Annotated in this window: 17 protein-coding genes; 11 read left to right on the forward strand and 6 right to left on the reverse strand. The window is 72.3% G+C overall.

The window, feature by feature from the left end; all coding sequences use genetic code 11:
* Positions 1–8 precede the first annotated feature (8 nt).
* Positions 9–848 (forward strand): ECF transporter S component, encoded by an 840-nt coding sequence (locus KG111_RS04485; RefSeq protein ID WP_205290791.1) that lies wholly within the window; start codon positions 9–11, stop codon positions 846–848.
* A 17-nt stretch (positions 849–865) separates the two neighbouring features.
* Here the strand turns inward: KG111_RS04485 and KG111_RS04490 are convergent, their stop codons facing one another.
* The 3 genes from KG111_RS04490 to KG111_RS04500 form a co-directional block, all read right to left on the reverse strand.
* Positions 866–2071, reverse strand: a complete 1206-nt coding sequence (locus KG111_RS04490; RefSeq protein WP_205290570.1) for a PQQ-dependent sugar dehydrogenase — start codon at positions 2069–2071, stop codon at positions 866–868.
* Positions 2068–3021 carry an alpha/beta fold hydrolase gene (locus tag KG111_RS04495; RefSeq protein WP_205290569.1) on the reverse strand — a complete coding sequence of 318 codons (954 nt, stop codon included), beginning with the start codon at positions 3019–3021 and terminating at the stop codon, positions 2068–2070. Before KG111_RS04495 ends, KG111_RS04490 begins: the two co-directional genes overlap by 4 nt.
* 135 nt (positions 3022–3156) lie before the next feature.
* Positions 3157–4038, reverse strand: a complete 882-nt coding sequence (locus KG111_RS04500; RefSeq protein ID WP_249666303.1) for an EamA family transporter — start codon at positions 4036–4038, stop codon at positions 3157–3159.
* Positions 4039–4171: 133 nt separating this feature from the next.
* On the opposite strand from KG111_RS04500, the gene KG111_RS04505 reads away from it, so the two are divergent.
* The 9 genes from KG111_RS04505 (at position 4172) to KG111_RS04545 (ending at position 14228) form a co-directional block, all read left to right on the forward strand.
* Positions 4172–5251 (forward strand): WD40/YVTN/BNR-like repeat-containing protein, encoded by a 1080-nt coding sequence (locus tag KG111_RS04505; protein WP_205290568.1) that lies wholly within the window; start codon positions 4172–4174, stop codon positions 5249–5251.
* 71 nt (positions 5252–5322) lie between these two features.
* Positions 5323–7170 (forward strand): dihydroxy-acid dehydratase, encoded by a 1848-nt coding sequence (gene ilvD / locus KG111_RS04510; RefSeq protein ID WP_205290567.1) that lies wholly within the window; start codon positions 5323–5325, stop codon positions 7168–7170.
* A gap of 44 nt (positions 7171–7214) precedes the next feature.
* Positions 7215–8213 (forward strand): hypothetical protein, encoded by a 999-nt coding sequence (locus KG111_RS04515; protein ID WP_205290566.1) that lies wholly within the window; start codon positions 7215–7217, stop codon positions 8211–8213.
* Between the two features lie 36 nt (positions 8214–8249).
* Complete coding sequence (locus tag KG111_RS04520) at positions 8250–8972, forward strand: GNAT family N-acetyltransferase (protein WP_205290565.1); 723 nt, start codon at positions 8250–8252, stop codon at positions 8970–8972.
* A 271-nt stretch (positions 8973–9243) separates the two neighbouring features.
* On the forward strand, positions 9244–11004 hold the full coding sequence (locus KG111_RS04525; protein WP_205290564.1) for an acetolactate synthase large subunit: 1761 nt from the start codon (positions 9244–9246) through the stop codon (positions 11002–11004).
* Positions 11004–11543: an acetolactate synthase small subunit gene (gene ilvN / locus KG111_RS04530; protein ID WP_205290563.1), complete on the forward strand. Its 540-nt coding sequence runs from the start codon at positions 11004–11006 to the stop codon at positions 11541–11543. Before KG111_RS04525 ends, ilvN begins: the two co-directional genes overlap by 1 nt.
* A gap of 67 nt (positions 11544–11610) precedes the next feature.
* Positions 11611–12636, forward strand: coding sequence for a ketol-acid reductoisomerase (gene ilvC / locus KG111_RS04535; protein WP_283770595.1), 1026 nt, complete (start codon positions 11611–11613; stop codon positions 12634–12636).
* A gap of 202 nt (positions 12637–12838) precedes the next feature.
* Positions 12839–13690, forward strand: a complete 852-nt coding sequence (locus KG111_RS04540) for a DUF4437 domain-containing protein (RefSeq protein WP_205290562.1) — start codon at positions 12839–12841, stop codon at positions 13688–13690.
* 79 nt (positions 13691–13769) lie between these two features.
* Complete coding sequence (locus KG111_RS04545) at positions 13770–14228, forward strand: VOC family protein (RefSeq protein WP_205290561.1); 459 nt, start codon at positions 13770–13772, stop codon at positions 14226–14228.
* A gap of 8 nt (positions 14229–14236) precedes the next feature.
* Here KG111_RS04545 and KG111_RS04550 read toward each other — a convergent pair whose 3' ends face one another.
* Together KG111_RS04550 and KG111_RS04555 are read right to left on the reverse strand one after the other, a co-directional pair.
* A complete protein-coding gene (locus KG111_RS04550) occupies positions 14237–15064 on the reverse strand; it encodes an ABC-2 transporter permease (RefSeq protein WP_205290560.1) in 828 nt (275 codons plus the stop codon).
* A complete protein-coding gene (locus tag KG111_RS04555; RefSeq protein ID WP_205290559.1) occupies positions 15061–15993 on the reverse strand; it encodes an ABC transporter ATP-binding protein in 933 nt (310 codons plus the stop codon). The genes KG111_RS04550 and KG111_RS04555 overlap by 4 nt, the downstream gene beginning before the upstream one ends.
* Positions 15994–16134: 141 nt before the next feature.
* Between KG111_RS04555 and KG111_RS04560 the strand changes: the two genes are divergently transcribed.
* Entirely contained in the window at positions 16135–16773 is a 639-nt protein-coding gene (locus tag KG111_RS04560) for a DsbA family oxidoreductase (RefSeq protein WP_205290558.1), read from the forward strand.
* A gap of 33 nt (positions 16774–16806) precedes the next feature.
* Here the strand turns inward: KG111_RS04560 and KG111_RS04565 are convergent, their stop codons facing one another.
* A complete protein-coding gene (locus KG111_RS04565; RefSeq protein ID WP_205290557.1) occupies positions 16807–17259 on the reverse strand; it encodes a MaoC family dehydratase in 453 nt (150 codons plus the stop codon).
* Positions 17260–17336: the final 77 nt, after the last annotated feature.

The following is a 17336-nucleotide window of genomic DNA, read 5'->3' on the forward strand; positions in this document are numbered from 1 at the left end:
GCGCGCCGGTGCGTGAGCCGCGGCGCGTCGCCGTACCCCTGCGCGCCCGCTCGGGGGTCGTGCTCGCGATCGTGTCGGTGATCGGCGTGCTGATGCTGTCGTGGCCGCTGCTCATCGACGTGGACGCGGCGCCCGGCCAGCGGGTCGACCCGCCGTTCCTGCTCCTGCTGCTGCTGCCGGTGATCCTCGCGGTGGTGCTCGCCGAGCTGTCCGAGGGCGGCATGGACGCCCGGGTGCTGGCGATCCTGGGCGTGCTGACCGCGGTCAACGCCGTGCTGCGCCTGCTCAGCGCCGGCACCGCCGGCCTCGAGCTCGTCTTCTTCCTGCTCATCCTCGGCGGCCGGGTGTTCGGCGCGGGCTTCGGGTTCGTGCTCGGCTGCACGTCGCTGTTCGCCTCCGCGCTGCTCACCGCAGGCGTCGGGCCATGGCTGCCGTTCCAGATGCTCGTGGCCGCGTGGGTCGGGATGGGCGCCGGCCTGCTGCCGCGCCGGATGCGCGGGCGCCGCGAGATCGCCATGCTCGTCGTCTACGGCATCCTCGCCGCCTACCTGTACGGCGCGCTGATGAACCTGCAGGGCTGGCCGTTCATGACCGGCATCCAGCTGCCCGGCCAGGACTCCACCGAGCTGTCCTACGAGCCCGGCGCCCCGCTGGCCGAGAACCTGCACCACTTCGCGATCTACACCCTGCTCACCTCGACCGGAGGCTGGGACACCGGCCGGGCGATCACCAACGCGCTGGCGCTGGCGCTGCTCGGGCCGGCGGTGCTCAGCACCCTGCGCCGGGCCGCGCGCCGCGCCCGGATCACCGCGCCCGCCGCGCCCGCCGAGCCGCGCGCAGCGGACTGAGTCCGCAGCGGACTGAGTCAGGGCTCGATCAGCAGGATCCGGTCGTCGCCGTCGCCAGGCTTGCCGCGACCGTCGGTGTTGCTGGTGGACACCCACAACCTGCCGTCGGGGTCGCGTACGACGGTGCGCAGCCGGCCGTAACCGGTCTCCGGTGAGGCGGCGTCCCCGCCGCGCTTGCCGTCGAAGTAGGCGGCCGGGTCGCTGACCTGCCCGCCGGCGGCCTTGATCCGCCACAGCCGCTCGCCCTTGAGCGAGGCCATCCACAGGTACCCGCCGGCGTAGGCCAGGCCCGACGGCGAGGCCTCGTCGGTGCCCCAGGTCAGCTGCGGCTCGGTGAACTTCTTCGGTCCGCCGCTGCCCTCCACCTCCGGCCAACCGTAGTTCTCGCCGGGGATGATCCGGTTCAGCTCGTCGGCGTCGTCCTGGCCGAACTCCGAGGCCCACAGCGAGCCCTCGGAGTCGAAGGCCAGCCCCTGGACGTTGCGGTGCCCCAGCGACCACACGGGGCTGTCGAAGGGGTTGCCGGGCGCGGGGTCGCCGTCGGTGGTGATCCGCAGGATCTTGCCGCCGAGTGACTTCTTGCGCTGGGCCAGCTCGGTGTCGCCGCCCTCACCGGTGGCGACGTAGAGGAACCCGTCGGGTCCGAAGGCGAGCCGGCCGCCGTCGTGGGTGTTGCCGGTGGGGATCCCGGTCAGCACGGGCTCCACCGCGCCGAGCTTGTCGTCCTTGCTGATCTCGGCGCGGACCACCCGGTTGTCCTCGGCGGTGCACACGTAGAGGTACACCTGCCGGTCGGTGGCGAAGGTGGGGGAGACGGCCACGCCGAGCAGGCCGGCCTCGACCCGCGGCACCGTCTCGGGCACCCGGCCGATCTCGACCACCTCGCCCTCCCCGGCCGTCTTGCCGTCGGCCACCTCGGGCGGGGTCACCAGCAGCACCCGGGTGGTGTCGCGCTCGGTGACGATCGCGCGGCCGTCGGGCAGGAAGTCGATGCCCCACGGTGTGTCCAGCCCGGTGGCGACGGTGCCGACCACGTCCGGCACCCCGTCGACGGTGAACAGCACCTCGCCGTCGCGCACCGATCCGGTCGGGGCCGCGGAGGCGGTGGCGGAGACCTCCACGTCGACCTCGTTGCCGTCCTGGCCGCAGCCGGCGAGCAGGCTGGCCAGGAGGCCGCAGGCGAGCGCGGCGCTGCCCGCGCGGACGCTACGCCGGCGGCTCATGCGGTGTGCTCCGCTCGGTCCAGGCCGTGCACGAAGTCGCTGAGCAGCTCCAGCACCCGCTCGGGCTGCTCGAGCTGGATGAAGTGCGAGCCGTGCAGCTCGACGTACGCGGTGGGCCGGCCGCGTTCGGCCAGCCGGGCGGCGGCCGAGGCCATGTCCCGGGCGCCGGCGAGGATGTCGTGGCTGCCGGCGACGAACAGGGTGGGCACGTTGATCCGGCTCAGCCGCACCCGGGGGTGCCGGGAGGTGGCCAGCGCGAGCTTGGCGTACCAGTCCACGGGCGTGGTCAGGAACTCCTTGAGCCCGACCGCGGCGGCCTCCTCGTCGGCGACCTCGAACATGAAGCCGGTGCGGCCGAGCAGCCGCACCACCTGGGCGTTCATCGGGATCCGGCGCACCAGCGGGTTGGTGATCGGTCCGCTGTACTGCGCCACCCGGCACAGGTTCACCGTCAGCGCCCGCGCCACGAACCGTGGCACACGCAACGGGGCCAGCATCGTGGCGAAGGTGTCGCCGGGCACGCCGGCCATCGCGAAGATGCCGCGCACCCGCTCGGGGTGGCGGTAGGTCATCTCGAAGGCGGTGTTGACCCCCATCGACCAGCCCATCAGCACCGCCGAGCCGATCCCGAAGTGGTCCATCACGCTGAGCCCGTCGGCGACGAAGTGCTCGACCTCGATGTGCCGGCGGTCCTGGGGACGGTCCGAGCCGCAGACGCCGCGGTGGTTCCACGACACCACCCGGATGCCGCAGGCGGGGTCCAGCAGCCACGGCCACAGGTGCGGGTTGGTGCCCAGCCCGTTGCAGAGCACGACGGTGGGCCCGTCGATCACTCCGTCCGGGTCGTTGGTCCAGGCCCGGAGGTGGGTGCCGTCGTCGGAGAGGATGTCTCGATAGGCGATCGACGCGGTCGCCGAGCGCTGCTCGGGCCGGGGAGCGGAGGTCGACATGCCGCGATTGTGCCCGAAGACCGTGCGCGGCGGGGCCGGCTCAGGCCGGTCGCGAGACCGAGGGCCCGACCAGGGGCCCACGAAGGCCGTGGCCCGCGGCGCTGGTGAACCGCACCAGGTCGACCACGCCAGGCCTCAGATGACATCGGGAAGGACCCGGGCCCGGGTCGCCCGGGTGGCGCCGACGGTGGCCAGTACGACGCAGCCGATCGCGGCCCACTGCACCGGTGCCAGGTCCTCGCCCACGAGGAGCAGCCCGGCGAGCGCGGCGGCCGCGGGCTCCAGGCTCATCAGCACCCCGAACGTCGCCGCGGGCAGGGTGCGCAGGGCGGCGATCTCGGCGCTGTAGGGCACCACCGAGCTCAGCAGCCCGACGGCGGCCCCGATCGCCAGCACCCGGGCGTCGAGCAGGTCGCCGACCTCGACGGTGAGCAGCAGCGGGCTGAGCAGCAGCACCGCGACGCCGCTGGCCACGGCGAGGCCGTCGATGCCGGCCCACCGCCGCCCGGTCGCGGCGCTGGACAGGATGTAGCCGGCCCACGCGGCCCCGGCAAGCACCGCGTAGGCGACGCCGAGCGGGTCGAGGTGGGTGCGCTCGAAGCCGAGCAGCAGCACCCCGAGAGCGGCCAGCCCGACCCAGCCCAGGTGCCGTGCGCGGCGGAACCCGGCCGCGGCCAGCGCCAGCGGACCGATGAACTCGATCGTCACCGCGACGCCGATCGGGATCCGGGAGAACGACTGGTAGATCGCCCAGTTCATCACCGCCAGGCAGGCGCCGTAGCGCAGCACGACCAGCCAGTCGGCGCGGCTGCGCCCGCGCAGGACGGGGCGCGCCCAGGCCAGCAGCACGGCGGCGCTGGTGACCAGGCGCAGCCACACCACGCCGTCCGGCTCGACGTCGGTGAAGAGCTGCTTGGCGAAGCCGGCGCCGAGCTGGACCGAGGCGATGCTCAGCAGGACGAGCCCGATCGAGGCGCCCAGTCCGGGCGCGGGACGGGAGGCGACGGACGACGGCACGCACACACGCTAGGAGCACGCAGCCCACGGCACCGAAATGATCCCCGCGATCCGATGACTTTCCTGCCTGCGCCGAGTCACAGTGGGCAGGACACGTGCGCGCCGACCGTGTACGGAGCACGAGGAGGAACCGATGGCGACCATCTTGATGATCGGGACCCGCAAGGGACTGTGGATCGCCCGGTCCGACGACCGCCGCGAGTGGAAGCTCGACGGGCCGCACCACGACATGGAGGAGGTGTACTCCGTCCTGGTCGACACCCGCGGCGACGTCCCGCGCCTGTTCGCCGGCGCCTCGTCGAGCTGGTTGGGCCCACAGGTGCGCTGGAGCGACGACCTCGGCCACACCTGGCAGGAGACGCCGAACGGCGCGATCCGCTTCCCCGAGGGCGCCGGCGCCACCGTCTCCCGGATCTGGCAGCTCGTGCCGGGCACCAGCCCGGGCGTGCTGCACGCCGGCACCGAGCCGGGGGCGGTGTTCACCTCCACCGACGGCGGCGCGAGCTTCACCCTCGAGCAGGCGCTGTGGGACCACCCGCACCGCGCCGAGTGGGACGAGGGCTTCGGCGGGCAGGCCTTCCACACCGTGCTGCCGCACCCCACCGACCCCGACTCGATCGTCACCGCGATCTCCACCGGCGGGGTCTACCGCACCACCGACGGCGGCGCCTCCTGGCATCCGCGCAACAAGGGCATCCGCGCCGACTTCCTGCCCGAGGACCTGCGCTACCCCGAGTTCGGCCAGTGCGTGCACAAGGTCGCCCGGCACCCGGACCGCCCCGAGCGGCTCTACGCCCAGAACCACGGCGGCGTCTACCGCTCCGACGACGAGGGCGGCAGCTGGACCGACATCGGCGAGGGACTGCCCAGCGACTTCGGGTTCCCGATCGTGGTGCACCCCCGTCAGCCCGACACCATCTGGGTGTTCCCGCTCGGCGGCGGCGCGGGCCGCTACCCGACGGACGCCCGCGCCCAGGTGTGGCGCTCCGACGACGCGGGGGAGTCGTGGACGTCGTACGGCGAGGGGCTGCCGGACTTCTTCCACGTCTGCGTGCTGCGCGACGCCATGTGCACCGACGACCACGAGAGCCCGGGGCTCTACCTGGGGGCGCGCAACGGTTCGGTGTGGGCCTCCGCGGACGCCGGCGAGCACTGGCAGCAGGTCGCCGCGAACCTGCCGGACGTGCTCACGGTGCGCGCCGCCACCGTCTGAGCCGGGCACCCGCCGTCCGCGCCAGCGCATCGCCTCGCTGCGCGCACGGCGAGCGGCGTAGCCTTGGCGCCATGCCCACCCTTCGTTCCGCGACGTCCACCTCGGGTCGCAACATGGCCGGTGCCCGCGCCCTGTGGCGCGCCACCGGCATGACCGACTCGGACTTCGGCAAGCCGATCATCGCGATCGCGAACTCCTTCACCGAGTTCGTGCCCGGCCACGTGCACCTGCGCGACCTGGGCAAGATCGTCGCCGAGTCGGTCGCCGCGGCCGGCGGCGTGGCCAAGGAGTTCAACACCATCGCCGTCGACGACGGCATCGCGATGGGCCACGGCGGGATGCTCTACTCGCTGCCCAGCCGCGAGCTGATCGCGGACGCGGTGGAGTACATGGTGCAGGCGCACTGCGCCGACGCGATCGTGTGCATCTCCAACTGCGACAAGATCACCCCCGGCATGCTGCTCGCCGCGCTGCGGCTCAACATCCCGGTCGTCTTCGTCTCCGGCGGCCCGATGGAGGCCGGCAAGACGGTCGCCGTCGAGGGCCTGGTGCACCCCAAGCTCGACCTGGTCGACGCGATGTCGGCCTCGGCGAACGACGCGATCAGCGACGAGCTGCTCGACACCATCGAGCGCTCCGCCTGCCCGACCTGCGGCTCGTGCTCGGGCATGTTCACCGCGAACTCGATGAACTGCCTGACCGAGGCGATCGGCCTCTCCCTGCCCGGCAACGGCTCGACCCTGGCCACGCACGCCAAGCGCCGCCGCCTCTTCGAGGACGCGGGCCGGATCGTGATGGACCTGTGCCGGCGCTACTACGACGACGACGACGAGTCCGTCCTGCCGCGCAACATCGCCAACCGGTCGGCGTTCGAGAACGCCGTGGCGCTCGACGTCGCGATGGGCGGCTCCACCAACACGATCCTGCACCTGCTGGCCGCCGCTCGCGAGGCCGAGCTGGACTTCCACGTCGAGGACATCGACGCGATCTCGCGCCGCGTGCCGTGCCTGTCCAAGGTCGCGCCGAACTCCCCGAAGTACCACATGGAGGACGTGCACCGCGCCGGCGGCATCCCGGCCCTGCTGGGCGAGCTGCGCCGCGGCGGCGCCCTCAACGAGGACGTGCACTCGATCCACGCAGCCGACCTCGACGAGTGGCTCGGTCGTTGGGACATCCGGGGCGAGTCGCCCTCGGAGGAGGCCCTCGACCTGTTCCGCGCCGCGCCCGGCGGGGTGCGCACCACCGAGGCGTTCTCCACCGAGAACCTGTGGGCCAGCCTGGACACCGACGCCGCCGACGGCTGTATCCGCGACTTCGAGCACGCCTACTCCGCCGACGGCGGGCTGGCGATCCTGCACGGCAACCTCGCCCCCGAGGGCTGCGTGGTGAAGACCGCCGGCGTCGCCGAGGAGATCTGGACCTTCAGCGGGCCCGCGATCGTCTTCGAGTCCCAGGACGACGCGGTGGCCGGCATCCTCGGCAAGAAGGTCGTCGAGGGCCAGGTCGTCGTCATCCGCTACGAGGGCCCCAAGGGCGGTCCGGGCATGCAGGAGATGCTCTACCCGACCTCGTTCCTCAAGGGCCGCGGCCTGGGGGCGAAGTGCGCACTGATCACCGACGGCCGGTTCTCCGGCGGCACCTCCGGGCTCTCCATCGGGCATGCCTCCCCGGAGGCGGCCTCGGGCGGGACGATCGCGCTGGTCGAGGACGGCGACATCATCACCATCGACATCCCGAACCGCTCCATCACCCTCGAGGTCGACGAGCACACCCTCGCCGAGCGCCGGGTGCTGCAGGACAAGCGGGACAAGCCGTACACGCCGACCGATCGTGACCGCACGGTCTCCGCGGCGCTGCGGGCCTACGCCTCGATGGCCACCTCGGCCTCTGACGGCGCCTACCGCCGCGTCCCCGACTGATCCCGGGCGTGCCGCCGACGCCACGGCGGCGTGGGCTGGTCCTGGTGCGTGCACTGGGGCTCGTCCTCGCCGTGCTCGCGCTCGTGCTGGCGGTCACCGCCCTGCCGCACGGGCCGGACGGCCCGGAGGACGGGCGGGACCGGACGGTCACCGAGACGGACCGCGACCCGAGCCCGACGCCCGCTACCGAGCCCGCCACCAGCGAGCCCGCCGCGACCGAGCCGGCTGCCACCCAGTCGGCCGGAGCGGCGTCCGGGGACGGTCCGCGCTGGCGCACCGAGCGGGTGCTGCCCCCGGACGGGATGCTGGTGGCCTACTACGGCGCGCCGCGCACCCCCGCGCTCGGGGTGCTGGGGGAGACCTCGCCGGAGCGTGCGTTCCGGCGGCTGCGGCGTGCCGCCGCGCCGTTCGAGAGCCCCGGCCACCCGGTGCGCGAGGTGTTCGAGCTGATCGTCACGATCGCCGACGCCCACCCGGGCAAGGACGGTGACTACAGCCACGACGTCCGCAAGCGCGACGTACGACGCTATGTCGACGCTGCCCGCAGGCTCGGCGTGCTGCTGGTGCTCGACCTGCAGCCGGGCCGCTCGGACTTCCTGAAGGTCGCCAAGCGCTGGCGCTGGGCGCTGCTGCAGCCGCACGTCGGGCTCGCGCTGGACCCCGAGTGGCGGATGGGCCGCCACCAGGTGCCGGGCCGCACCATCGGGCGGGTCCGTGCCCGCGAGGTCAACCGGACCAGCAGGTGGCTCTCCCGGCTCGTCGTGCGCCACGACCTGCCGGAGAAGGCCTTCGTGCTGCACCAGTTCCGGTCCTCGATGCTGCCCGGCATCTCCCGGATCGTGTCGCGCCCGGGGCTGCGGATGATCCAGCACGTCGACGGCTTCGGCAACCGCCGGCAGAAGCTCGCCACCTACCGCGCGGTGGCCCGGCCCAAGCAGTTCGCGATGGGCTTCAAGCTCTTCTACGACGAGGACGTGAACCGGATGGGGGCCGCGGCGGTGCGCAAGATCCGGCCGCGAGTACGTTTCGTGTCCTACCAGTAGCCGGGCCGGGCCCGGTCGAGCACAGGAGGCGGTGGCGTGGCCGAGCACAACGAGCTGGGGCAGCAGGTCGGCGACCTCGTCGTCGGCTGGGAGCCGCGGCCCTGGCCCGCCCCGGTCACCCTGACCGGTCAGCACGTCACGGTGGAGCCGCTCGGCTCGGCGCGCTACGCGGACCTGTTCGCGACCACCTGCGGACCCGACGACGCCGACCTGTGGACCTATCGACCCGTGCCGCGGCCGGGCTCGCTCGCCGAGCTGTGGATGCACCTGGCGGGGCTGCTGGAGGAGCCCGACCTGGTGCCCTTCGCCCTGGTGCCGCAGACCGGGCCGGCGGCGGGCAAGGCGGCGGGCATCGCCTGCTACGCCCGGATCGTGCCCGCGCACGGCCAGGTCGAGATCGCCCACGTGCTGCTCGGCCGGGACCTGCAGCGCACCACGGCGGCGACGGAGGCCCTGCACCTGCTCGCCCGGCACGCCCTGGACGACCTGGGCTACCGGCGCTTGGAGTGGAAGTGCGACAGCCTCAACGAACCCTCGCGCAAGGCCGCCGCCCGGCTCGGGTTCACCTACGAGGGCCGGTTCCGCAACCACATGGTCACCCAGGGCCGCAGCCGCGACACCGACTGGTTCTCGATCACCGATGCCGAGTGGCCGGCGCTGCGCGCGGCCCACGAGCACTGGCTGGACCCCGGCAACTTCACCGCCGATGGCACCCAGCGCTCCTCGCTGCGCAGCCACGTCGCAGCCGCCCCATCCTGAGACGGCCGTCTTGTCATCTGGGACGGCGTGCGACACTTATTCGACGGCACGACGTGCGACGGCGTACGGTGGAAACATGCTTGACCAGCTTCTCGTACGTACCGGACGCGCCGGCTGAGCCTGACGGACACCACGTCAGACCCCAACCAGCGCGTCCACCCCTCCGTTGCCCGGCAACCGAGGGGTTTTTTGTTGAGCACGTGACCGACGCGGGGCCGCCCGGCTCCGCCGGGGCACCCCACCCCACCAGCAGAGACAAGGAACAACTCGGATGACTGAGCAGCAGGGCTCGGGCGAGACCATCACCGGCGCGCAGAGCCTGGTCCGGTCGCTGGAGGCGGCCGGAGTCACCGACATCTTCGGCATCCCCGGCGGCGCGATCCTCCCGGCCTACGACCCGCTGATGGACTCCAGCATCCGCCACATCCTGGTGCGGCACGAGCAGGCCGCCGGCCACGCCGCGCAGGCCTACGCCTCCGCCTCGGGCCGTGTCGGTGTCTGCATGGCCACCTCGGGCCCCGGCGCCACGAACCTGGTCACCCCGCTGGCCGACGCCCACATGGACTCCGTCCCGATGGTCGCGATCACCGGCCAGGTCGGTGCCTCGCTGATCGGCACCGACGCCTTCCAGGAGGCGGACATCCGCGGCATCACCATGCCGATCACCAAGCACAACTTCCTGGTCACCGACCCCGCGGAGATCCCCACCAAGATCGCCGAGGCGTTCCACATCGCCTCCACCGGCCGCCCCGGCCCGGTGCTGGTCGACGTCACCAAGTCCGCGCTGCAGGCCACCACCGGCTTCGCCTGGCCGAGCGAGATCACCCTGCCCGGCTACCGCCCGGTGACCCGCCCGCACGCCAAGCAGATCCGCGAGGCCGCGCGCCTCATGCTGGACTCGCGCAAGCCGGTCCTCTACGTCGGCGGCGGCACCATCCGCTCGGGTGCGTCGAAGGAGCTGGCCGAGCTCGCCGTGCTCACCGGCATCCCGGTGGTCACCACCCTGATGGCGCGCGGGGCGTTCCCCGACAGCCACCCGCAGCACCTGGGCATGCCCGGCATGCACGGCACGGTCGCCGCGGTCGCCGCGCTGCAGAAGAGCGACCTGATCATCAGCCTCGGCGCCCGCTTCGACGACCGGGTCACCGGCAACCTGGACACCTTCGCGCCGCACGCCAAGGTCATCCACGCCGACATCGACCCCGCCGAGATCGGCAAGAACCGCCCCGTCGACGTCCCGATCGTGGGCGACATCCGCGAGGTGCTCACCGACCTGCTCACCGCGCTGCGCACCGAGGCCGACGCCGGGCGCACCGGCGACTACGAGGGCTGGGTCGCGTTCTGCGCCGGGGTCAAGAAGAAGTACCCGCTGGGCTACGACAAGCCCGCCGATGGCGCCCTGGCCCCGCAGTACGTGATCGAGCGCCTCGGCGCCCTCGCCGGCCCCGACACCATCTACACCGCCGGCGTCGGCCAGCACCAGATGTGGGCCGCGCAGTTCGTCGGCTACGAGCGCCCCAACACCTGGATCAACTCCGGTGGTCTGGGGACGATGGGCTTCGCCGTGCCGGGCGCGATGGGCGCCAAGGTCGCGATGCCCGACCAGACCGTCTGGGCGGTCGACGGCGACGGCTGCTTCCAGATGACCAACCAGGAGCTGGCCACCTGCGCGATCAACGACATCCCGATCAAGGTGGCGCTGATCAACAACGAGTCGCTCGGCATGGTGCGGCAGTGGCAGACGCTGTTCTACAACAGCCGCTACTCCAACACCGACCTGCACTCCAAGCGGATCCCCGACTTCGTCAAGCTCGCCGAGGCCTACGGCTGCGTCGGCCTGGCCTGCGACTCGCCCGAGGATGTCGACGCCACCATCGCCAAGGCGATGGAGGTCAACGACGTCCCGGTCGTGGTGGACTTCCGGGTGCACCGCGACGCGATGGTGTGGCCGATGGTCGCCGCCGGCACCAGCAACGACGACATCAAGTACGCGCGCGACCTCGCGCCCAAGTTCGACGAGGACGACCTCTGATGGCCCAGCACACCCTGTCGGTCCTGGTCGAGGACAAGCCCGGCGTCCTCGCCCGCATCTCCGCGTTGTTCAGCCGCCGCGGATTCAACATCACGTCCCTGGCCGTCGGCCCGACCGAGCACCCGGAGATCTCCCGGATGACGATCGTGGTCAACGTCGACGCCTCCCCGCTCGAGCAGGTGACCAAGCAGCTCAACAAGCTGGTCGAGGTCATCAAGATCGTGGAGCTCGACCCGGCGTCCTCGGTCACCCGGGAGCTCATCCTGGTCAAGGTCGGCGCCACCGCGGAGAACCGCCGCGAGGTGCTCGACATCGTCCAGCTCTTCAAGGCCAAGGTCATCGACGTCGCCCCCGACGCGATCACCATGCAGATCGTCGGCAACGCCGACAAGATCGGCGACCTGCTGCGCATGCTCGAGCCCTTCGGGGTCCGCGAGCTCGTGCAGTCCGGCATGGTCGCCATCGGCCGGGGCGCCCGGTCGATCTCCGAGCGGACCAAGCCGGTCGCCGTACCGGTTCCGCCCGCCGCCAACGCCTGAGCCCGGCGCCCGCCGCCGCCTCGACACGCACGACAACACCAACCCACGAAACCAAGGAGAGCCACCAGTGGCTGAGATGTTCTACGACGACGACGCCGACCTGTCCCTGATCCAGGGCAAGCACGTCGCGGTCATCGGTTACGGCAGCCAGGGCCACGCCCACGCGCTGAACCTCCGCGACTCCGGTGTGGACGTCCGGGTCGGCCTCAAGGAGGGCTCCAAGAGCCGTGCCAAGGCCGAGGAGCAGGGCCTGCGCGTGCTCACCCCGCGCGAGGCCGCGGAGGAGGCCGACGTCATCGTCATCCTCGCCCCCGACCAGGTCCAGCGCCACCTGTACGCCGAGGACATCGCGCCCGCGCTGACCGAGGGCGACACCCTCGTCTTCGGCCACGGCTTCAACATCCGCTTCGGCTACATCAAGCCCCCGGCGGGCGTCGACGTCATCCTGGTCGCCCCGAAGGCGCCGGGCCACACCGTGCGCCGCGAGTTCGTCGCCGGCCGCGGCATCCCGGACATCATCGCCGTCGAGCAGGACGCCTCGGGCCAGGCCTGGGAGCTCGCCAAGTCCTACGCCAAGGGCATCGGCGGCACCCGCGCCGGCGTCATCAAGACCACCTTCACCGAGGAGACCGAGACCGACCTGTTCGGTGAGCAGGCCGTGCTGTGCGGCGGCATGTCGCACCTGGTCCAGGCGGGCTTCGAGACCCTCACCGAGGCCGGCTACCAGCCCGAGATCGCCTACTTCGAGGTGCTGCACGAGCTCAAGCTCATCGTGGACCTGATGTGGGAGGGCGGCATCGCCAAGCAGCGCTGGTCGATCTCCGACACCGCCGAGTACGGCGACTACGTCTCCGGCCCGCGCGTGGTCACCGACGCGGTCAAGCAGGAGATGAAGGCGGTCCTCGCCGACATCCAGTCCGGCGCGTTCGCCAAGCGGTTCATCGACGACCAGGACAACGGCGGCGCCGAGTTCCTCCGCCTCCGCGAGGAGGAGGCCGGCCACCCGATCGAGGCGACCGGCAAGAAGCTGCGCGCCCAGTTCGCCTGGAAGCAGAGCGACGACGACTACACCGAGGGCTCCGCCGCTCGCTGAGCCACGCCGTACGACGTCGTAGACGCCCCCGGATCCGCACGGATCCGGGGGCGTCTCGCATTCTCCGGCCCTGGCTGGGGGACCGCCGCCGCAAGCCGGTGAGATTTCCGATACAGAATGTGCAATCAAGGTTGCGCGGGATCAGGCCACCCGCCTATGCTCATTGTCGATACAAGTTGTATCGATAATGGGAGGAGGCGTCGTGCGCCCGCACGTCGAGATGATCCACGAGCAGGACTACGTCTGGCACCCCGCCGAGCTGCCGGGCGGCGTCGGCGAGGCCGTCGAGAAGCGGCTCTCGGTCGACGAGGAGGACGGGTCCTCGTCCTTGCTGCTCGAGTTCGTCACCGACTTCTCGCGCCCGGCGGGCGTCCCGGAGGCCGACACCGAGTTCTTCGTGCTGAGCGGCTCGATGACCTACGGCGACCGGGTGATGGGGGAGTGGGAGTACCTCCACGTCCCGGCCGGCGTGCCGATGGCCGAGATGCGGGTCGCCGCCGGCACCCGGCTGCTGCACTGGCGCGAGTACGGCACGAGCCGCTTCACGGTGGGCGGTGCGCGCACTCCGCAGGCCCGCGGCGAGGTGACCCTCACCGACCCGCGCGAGGTGGAGTGGCGCTCGACGCTGGAGTTCGTCGCCGGCCCGCTGAGCCCGCTCTACATCAAGATGCTCCACCACGACCCGGAGACGGGCTTCTACACACGGCTGATCAAGGCGCCGGTCGGCTGGTCGGAGCCGCGGATGCTGCACCACCCCGTGTACGAGGAGTTCTACACGCTGGCCGGCCGCACCGCGTCGCTGCACGGCGACGCCGGGGTGGGGACCTACACGTTCCGTCCCTCGCACATCAAGCACGGCCACTTCGAGACGCTCGAGGAGACGATCTGGATCATCCGGTGCGACGGTGCGCTGGAGAACCTGCACACCGTCGACAGCTGGATCGACTGGGGCGGCACCGCGGTCAACTACGACCCGGCCACCCAGGGCCCGCGGCCCTCCACGCTGCCGCTGCGCTCGCGCTCGGCAGGCGCCTGGGACGCCCGGCTCGCCTGAGGCTGCGCGGGGCCCGACTCGGCCGGACCCGACTCGGCCGGCCCCGTCTCACCCGGGCGGCGGCGGGCACCGGGGGGCCATGGCCCGCCCCACCCTGCGCAACGTCGTCCTGGACACCACCGACGTGTCCCGGCTGGCGCGGTTCTACCGCGACCTCCTCGACTGGTCCTTCCATCCCGACAACGACCGCGAGGACGCCACCTGGCAGGTGCTCGTGGCGCCCGACGGCTTCCGGCTCGCCTTCCAGCGGGCCGAGCGGGTCGAGCCCACGACCTGGCCCGACCCGCAGGTGCCGCAGCAGATCCACCTCGACTGGCAGCTCGCCACCCGCGCGGGCCTCGACGAGCTGCACGCGCGGGCACTCCAGCTCGGCGCGACGCTCCGGATGGACCAGGCAGGCGACCCCGAGGAGCCGCTGCGGGTGTACGTCGACCCCGGCGGGCACACGTTCTGCCTCTTCACCCACGACGTCCCCCACGACGTCCCCCACGACGTCACCGGCGACGTCATCCACGACGTCACCGGCGACGGGAGCTGAGCGGGCGGCTACTTCACCTCGGCGCGCAGCAGCGCCCGGGTGCCGAACGCCAACGGCAGCAGGATCCACAGCGCGTTGGAGACCCCGATCTGCGCCCAGGCCTGCGCGCTCGGTGCGGCCTCGTCGAAGAGGCGGGTGGTGGCCCAGCTCTGGTCGAACCAGGCGCCGTGCTCGGCCCACCACGACTGCACGGCGCCCAGCGCGGCGGAGGCGCCCGGCAGCACGAGCGTGCAGACGAAGTAGCCCACGATGGCGGCCGGCGAGCTGCGCAGCACCACACCCAGCATGAAACCGAACAGCATCCCGATCACCTGGGCCAGCAGGACGCGTCCCCAAGCCTCGACGCCGACGTCCCAGGTCGGGTCCACGCCGGCGATCGCGCTGCCCCCGACGTTGCCGAGCGCCCCGATGGCGGCTGCGAGCACCATCGAGACCGCGCCGATCGCGACGGTGAGCAGGAGCTTCGCCACCAGCACCCGGCCCCGCGAGGGCACCAGCGTGAACGTGGTCAACGCGGTGCGCTGGCTCCACTCGCTGGACACCGCCAGGATCGCCACGATCGGCAGGACCACCCCCATCGGCAGGCCGACGGCACTGGCGAAGGCCGAGTAGGTCAGGTCCTCGCCCGGCACGAACACGACCGTGGCGATAGTGGCGAGCGCAGCGAGGATGGCGATGCCCATCATCAGCCAGAATCCCGAGCGGGTGTTGAACATCTTGCGCAGCTCCACGCGCAGCACCCGGGGGAACGGGGTGCGGGCGGGCACGGGGCGCTCGGCGGGACGGGCTACGTCCTGGGCCGGCGCCCCCGTGGCGGTGGTGGCGGTGGTGCTCATGCTGCGGCTCCTTCGTGCTTGCGGGTGCTGTGGGTGGGGGCGTCCTCGCGCTGGCTGCCGGCGGTCAGCGTCAGGAACATCTCCTCCAGGCCGGCGCCGTCGGCGGCGCGCAGCTCGTGCAGGGCGATGCCGGCGGCGAAGGCGGCGGCACCGACCCGGGCCAGGTCGGCCTCGGCCAGCACGGCGCCCGCCGACGTCGGCCGGGCGGTGATGCCGGCCCCCTGCAGGGCCGCTGCCAGCGCGGCGCCGTCCGCGGCGCGGGCCAGGGTGCCGGCCCCGGCGAGCAGCTCCTCCTTGCTGCCGCCCGCCACGATCCGGCCGTTGCCGATGACGACGAGGTCGTCGGCGACCACCTCGATCTCGTGCAGCAGGTGCGAGGAGAGCAGCACCGTGCCGCCGGCGTCGGCGAAGTCGCGCAGCAGGTCGCGCATCCAACGGATGCCGGCGGGGTCGAGGCCGTTGGCGGGCTCGTCCAGGATCAGCACCTCCGGGTCGCCGAGCAGGGCGGTGGCGATGCCGAGGCGCTGGCGCATGCCGAGGGAGTAGTTGCGCACCCGCCGGCTCGCCTCGTCGTCGGTCAAGCTGACCCGCGCGAGCATCTCCTCCACGCGCACCCGGGGCAGGCCCATGGTGAGCGCGGCGATGGTGAGGACCTCGCGGCCGGTGCGCCCGGCGTGCTGGGCGGAGGCGTCCAGCAGCACCCCGACCTCGCGCCCGGGGTCGGGCAGCTCGCGGAAGCGCCGACCGGTCACCCGCACCTCGCCGGCGTCGGCGACGGTCAGGCCGACCATCACCCGCATGGTGGTGGACTTCCCGGCGCCGTTGGGCCCGAGGAAGCCGGTGACCCGGCCGGGCCGGGCGGTGAACGAGACGTCGTCGACGGCGCGGAAGCCGCCGTACGACTTGGACAGGGACTCGACGGTGATCATGGCCTCAGCCTGTCCGCGAACGGGCCGCCGGCGCGTCGGGTAGGCCACCCAGGCCGGCCCCCGTCCGACCCCGAGACGACCTCAGGGGAGCCTGGGTGGGGCCTCGGGGAAGCAAACGCGCTCTCGAGGTGTTCGGCGGGGGTGCGTATCGAGATCTGGGCCGACGTCGTCTGTCCGTGGTGCTACATCGGCAAGCGGCGGTTCGAGAAGGCGCTGGCGGGCTTCGCCCACCGCGACGAGGTCGAGCTCCTCTACCGCTCCTTCGAGCTTGACCCCTTCGCCCCGGAGGTCGGCACCGAGCCCACGGTGAGGGTGCTGGCCCGCAAGTTCGGCTCCGACGAGGCCGGCACCAAGGAGATGCTCTCCCGCGTCGACGACGTCGCCGCCGCCGAGGGACTGGAGTTCGCGCACCTCGACGCGCTGCACGCCCGCACCCTGACAGCGCACCGGCTGCTGCACCTGGCCGCCGAGCAGGGCCGGCAGCCGGAGCTGCTCGAGGAGCTGATGGCCGCCTACTTCGCCCGCGGCGAGTCCGTCGGCGACCACGACGTGCTGCGCCGCGCCGCCGCGAGCGCCGGCCTGGACGCCGCCCGCGTCGAGCAGGTGCTGGGCAGCACCGAGTTCCGCGACGAGGTGATGGCCGACATCGCCCAGGCCCGCGCGTACGGCGCCAGCGGGGTGCCGTTCTACGTCGTCGACGGCAGGTTCGGCATCTCCGGGGCGCAGCCGGTGGAGACCCTGTCCCAGGCACTCGAGCAGGCCTGGGCCTCGCGCGACTGACCCCGCCGGGCCAGTGAGACCAGTGAGTCCGGGTCAGGGCAGCAGCAGGACGACGGTCTCCGCGACGCAGGCCGGCTTCGGCTCGCCCTCGATCTCGACGGTGTGCCGGACCACCATCTGCTTGCCGGCCGGGACGTCGAGGAGCTCGGCGAGGTGCACGTGCAACCGGATCCGCTTGCCGACGAGCAGCGGCGCGGGGAAGCGGACCTTGTTCACCCCGTAGTTCAGTTTCGCGCCCGGGGTCTGCAGCGAGAAGATCTGCTCGCCCAGCCACGGCACCAGGGAGAGCGTCAGGTAGCCGTGCGCGATGGTGCCGCCGAAGGGACCCTGCGCCGCACGCTCGGGGTCCACGTGGATCCACTGGTGGTCGCCGGTGGCGTCCGCGAACCGGTCCACCCGCTCCTGGTCGATGGTGACCCAGTCGCTGCTGCCGAGGTCGGTCCCCGCCGCCTCTGCGAGCTCCTCGAACGTCGTGAACACCCGCATCGCGGACCCTCCTTCGTGCTGTGACCTGCCGGTGCGCCGACCCGCGCGGAGACGGCCCGCGGGGCGTTCACAAGTTA

The organism is Nocardioides faecalis (assembly GCF_018388425.1).
In the GTDB taxonomy this organism is placed as follows: domain Bacteria; phylum Actinomycetota; class Actinomycetes; order Propionibacteriales; family Nocardioidaceae; genus Nocardioides; species Nocardioides faecalis.